The organism is Streptomyces sp. HD (genome assembly GCF_028369295.1).
In the GTDB taxonomy this organism is placed as follows: Bacteria; Actinomycetota; Actinomycetes; order Streptomycetales; family Streptomycetaceae; genus Streptomyces.
This window is the reverse complement of sequence record NZ_JAQMYP010000124.1, coordinates 1-2,970: the sequence shown is the minus strand read 5'-3', so window position 1 is coordinate 2,970 and position 2,970 is coordinate 1. Positions and strand designations below refer to the sequence as shown.

Here is a 2,970-nt window from a genome sequence, read left to right as displayed (position 1 = left end):
TGGGTACGTCCGTGGCAGCTTGGGCGACAGACCCCCGCTGATGTCCGAGCACGGGGCGATCCACTGCCGGACATGCGCCTGGGACCACCCGACGACGTGGGCCCAGGACACCAACTGGCTCACCGCCTCCCCTGGAGCCGAGGAGCAGCCAACCCCGGGTGCGGTGCCGAAGAGAGCCGAATCAGGCAGCGCGCCCGGAAGCGTCGAGGCAACCCGCGCCGTCCGCATCGCCGGACACCAGGGGCTCGTCGACGCGCACAGCACAGCCATCCCATGAAGGAGTTGTCATGATCACGCCACTATGGAGGCGCGGCGTCAGACGCGCGCTGCTGGCGGCCGGTGCCACCGCCGCGCTCGCCGCCGGCCTGCTCACCGCCACGGCCACCACCTCGCAGGCCGCCACCCAGGGGCCGTGCGACATCTACGCCGCGGGCGGCACCCCCTGCGTCGCCGCGCACAGCACCACCCGCGCCCTGTACGGGGCGTACAACGGCCCGCTGTACCAGGTCAAGCGTGCCTCCGACAACGCGACCAAGGACATCGGCCTGCTGAGCGCCGGCGGCTACGCCGACGCCTCCGCGCAGGACTCCTTCTGCGCGGGCACCAGCTGCGTCATCACCGTCATCTACGACCAGTCCGGCAAGGGCAACAAGCTCACCCAGGCGCTCAGGGGCCACTGGCCCGGGCCGGCCGAGGGTGGGAACGACAACCTGGCCAACGCCTTCGAGGCGCCGGTCACCGTCGGCGGGCACAAGGCGTACGGCGTCTACGTCGCCCCCGGCACCGGCTACCGGAACAACAACACCAACGGCATCGCGACCGGCGACCAGCCCGAGGGCATGTACGCGATCTTCGACGGCACCCACTTCAACGGCGGCTGCTGCTTCGACTACGGCAACGCCGAGACGACCGGCAACGACGACGGCAACGGCACTATGGAGGCCCTCTACTTCGGCAACAACAAGGGCTGGGGCTGGGGCAGCGGTCCCGGCCCCTGGGTCATGGCCGACCTGGAGAACGGTCTGTTCTCCGGGGTCAACCGCGGATTCAACGCGGGCGACCCGACCGTCAACCACCGGTTCCTGACCGCCATGCTCAAGGGCGGCCCGAACCAGTGGGCCATCCGCGGCGGCAACGCCCAGTCGGGAAGCCTGTCCACCTTCTACAGCGGCGTACGCCCCAACGCCGACGGCTACAACCCGATGAAGAAGCAAGGGGCGATCATCCTCGGCATCGGCGGTGACAACAGCAACACCGGCCAAGGCACCTTCTACGAAGGCGTCATGACCTCGGGCCACCCCTCGGACGCCACCGAGAACGCCGTGCAGGCCAACATCACCGCCGCGGGCTACAACAGCGGCTCGACCAGCACCGGTTCACTGACGCCCGGCTCCCGGATCTCCCTGCGGGCCACCACCGCGCCCTGCTGCACCTCGCACTACCTCCGCCACAACGACGCCGACACCACGGTCGTCATCTCCAGCATCAACTCCGCCAGTTCGGCCACCGACAAGGCCGACGCCACCTGGATCGTCCGCGCCGGCCTGGCCAACACCTCCTGCCTGACCTTCGAATCCGCCAACAGTCCCGGCCAGTTCCTGCGCCACTCCAACTACCAGCTCCATCTGAGCTTCGACACCGGCGGCAGCTCGTTCGCGAAGGACGCCACCTTCTGCCCCACCACGGGCAACAGCGGGGTCGGCAAGTCCTTCCAGTCCGTCAACTTCCCGACGAGGTACATCCGCCACTACAACTTCACCGGCTACATCGCGGGCAACGGCGGTACCAACACCTGGGACTCCAAGACGTCGTGGGCCCAGGACACCAGCTGGCTCACCGCCACCCCCTGGAGCTGACGAGGGGACGAACCCGTGGGCGCCTCCGCGCCGGGGCGCTCACGGGTTCGGGAGCCGCCCACGCTTCCCTACGCCCTGGATGCACCGGATGAGCGCACCCCCCCTCGCGTCGCGCCGACTGTTCCTCGGCATGGCCGCGGCCGTGCCGCTGGCCATGACCGGCGCGCTGACCATCGGCAGCCGGTCCGCGAGCGCCTCGACGGGCTGCCCGTTCGTCATGGGCTACTTCACCCGGTCACCGAGAGGCCTTGGTACGGACTACCGCCTGCACCTCCCGGTCAGCACCGACGCGCTGCAGTGGATGCCGCTGAATCAGAACAACCCCGTCGTGACCCCGCCCGGGAGGCGACGGTGGTCTGCGCGCCCCGTTCATCCTGCCCAATCAGGACGGCACCTTCGTCGTCATGGCGACCAATCCTGAAGGGAACCGACTGGACCAGGCAGAGCCGGGTCATCCACGTCTGGGACTCCGCGGACCTGCGCTCCTTCGGCAACTACCGCCTGCTGAAGCCGCACGCGGCCGTCAACAGCAGCGAACACAACGCGATCACGGTGAACCACACCACGGATTTCCGGACGGTGACGTCGCCGCAGGTCTTCTTCGACCCGGGCTATGACGTCATCGACGGCTCGCTGGCCATGGACGTGAACGGCGTCAACCACCTGTACTTCAAAGGCCACAACGAGCTCGTGGGTGCGAAGTCCACCTCGCTCGGCCCCGGCAGCTTCACCGTCCACACCTCTGGCCTGGCGCCGCAAGGAGGCAGGAAGTTGTAGGACGTCAGCCGGTTCCAGGCGGGCTTGCCCCACTTGGCGACCATGTTGTCGTACACCGTCTGCGGGATCGGCTGGATGGTGGCGTGTTTGGAGTTCAGCGGCTGCTGGCCGACTCCTCCGGCATGGTCGTCGTTCCGTTCTCACTGCTACCCGGACCGCTACATCCGGCACTACGACTACGTGCTGCGCATCGACCCGATCTCCACGGCCGTCGGCAGGGCCGACGTCACGTTCTCCACCTGGTAATGAGGCTCACGAATCCCGCCCTGCCCGACCTGTCTCTGGGGAGGCAGAGGAAGGTGATGCCGGCGCTCTCCCGGAGGCGCCGGCATCCCTT

The 2,970-nt window shown here is 68.4% G+C and carries 4 protein-coding genes; 3 read left to right on the top strand and 1 reads right to left on the bottom strand.

The features are described 5' to 3' along the window. The first annotated feature begins 287 nt into the window (after positions 1-287). Positions 288-1,856, top strand: coding sequence for an alpha-L-arabinofuranosidase B (locus POF73_RS45545; RefSeq protein ID WP_272125426.1), 1,569 nt, complete (start codon positions 288-290; stop codon positions 1,854-1,856). Between the two features lie 39 nt (positions 1,857-1,895). Here the strand turns inward: POF73_RS45545 and POF73_RS45540 are convergent, their stop codons facing one another. Then, complete coding sequence (locus POF73_RS45540; RefSeq protein WP_272125427.1) at positions 1,896-2,075, bottom strand: hypothetical protein; 180 nt, start codon at positions 2,073-2,075, stop codon at positions 1,896-1,898. Between the two features lie 132 nt (positions 2,076-2,207). On the opposite strand from POF73_RS45540, the gene POF73_RS45535 reads away from it, so the two are divergent. Beyond that, entirely contained in the window at positions 2,208-2,633 is a 426-nt protein-coding gene (locus tag POF73_RS45535) for a hypothetical protein (RefSeq protein WP_443049776.1), read from the top strand. Between the two features lie 75 nt (positions 2,634-2,708). Next, entirely contained in the window at positions 2,709-2,879 is a 171-nt protein-coding gene (locus POF73_RS45530; RefSeq protein ID WP_443049777.1) for an AbfB domain-containing protein, read from the top strand. The last annotated feature ends 91 nt before the right edge of the window (positions 2,880-2,970 follow it).

Bases quoted from the DNA above. Each gene is read 5' to 3' on its own strand.
- POF73_RS45545 (WP_272125426.1), top strand. From the start codon at position 288: ATGATCACGCCACTATGGAGGCGCGGCGTCAGACGCGCGCTGCTGGCG.
- POF73_RS45540 (WP_272125427.1), bottom strand. From the start codon at position 2,075: ATGACGAACGGGCAGCCCGTCGAGGCGCTCGCGGACCGGCTGCCGATG.
- POF73_RS45530 (WP_443049777.1), top strand. From the start codon at position 2,709: ATGGTGGCGTGTTTGGAGTTCAGCGGCTGCTGGCCGACTCCTCCGGCA.